This is a genomic window from Duganella levis, from assembly GCF_009857605.1.
In the GTDB taxonomy this organism is placed as follows: Bacteria; Pseudomonadota; Gammaproteobacteria; order Burkholderiales; family Burkholderiaceae_D; genus Rugamonas; species Rugamonas levis.
Genome location: NZ_WWCT01000085.1, coordinates 1 through 672, shown reverse-complemented (window position 1 = coordinate 672; position 672 = coordinate 1). Strand labels below are relative to the sequence as shown.

The following is a 672-nucleotide window of genomic DNA, read 5'->3' as shown; positions in this document are numbered from 1 at the left end:
CCAGAAGTAGGTAGCTTAACCGCAAGGAGGGCGCTTACCACGGTAGGATTCGTGACTGGGGTGAAGTCGTAACAAGGTAGCCGTATCGGAAGGTGCGGCTGGATCACCTCCTTTCTAGAGTTTGCAGAGTTCTTCGGAACGATTTCAAGCGCTCACACTTATCGACTGTAGACAATAAAAGAACAGCAAATATTGGGGCTGTAGCTCAGCTGGTTAGAGCACCGTGTTGATAACGCGGGGGTCGTTGGTTCGAGTCCAACCAGCCCTACCAGTTGCCTGTATTCGTGGTACCCATAGGGGGATTAGCTCAGCTGGGAGAGCACCTGCTTTGCAAGCAGGGGGTCGTCGGTTCGATCCCGTCATCCTCCACCACTACCTGTTTTTACGTAAGCGACGTTGAGAAACAAGCGTTTAGGTAAAAGCAGTATCGTTCTTTAACAATCTGGAAGAAGTAAAGTTTTATTAGGCGTGTGTCGACAGATACACGCCTGGGTAGTAAAACTCATCATCACAAAGTAGTAAATGCTTGAACTATAGCCGTCAAGGTTATAGGGACAAGTGAATAAGTGCACATGGTGGATGCCTTGGCGATTACAGGCGATGAAGGACGTAGTAGCTTGCGATAAGCTGCGGGGAGCTAGCAAACAAGCTTTGATCCGCAGATTTCCGAAT

2 tRNA genes and 2 rRNA genes are annotated in these 672 nt (G+C 49.0%); all 4 read left to right on the top strand.

What is annotated here, in order from left to right:
• Positions 1–114: ribosomal RNA gene (locus GTP69_RS30860) — 16S ribosomal RNA — on the top strand; the annotation flags it as partial.
• A gap of 80 nt (positions 115–194) precedes the next feature.
• A tRNA-Ile gene (locus GTP69_RS30855) sits at positions 195–271 on the top strand.
• 25 nt (positions 272–296) lie between these two features.
• A tRNA-Ala gene (locus tag GTP69_RS30850) sits at positions 297–372 on the top strand.
• 180 nt (positions 373–552) lie between these two features.
• Positions 553–672: ribosomal RNA gene (locus GTP69_RS30845) — 23S ribosomal RNA — on the top strand; the annotation flags it as partial.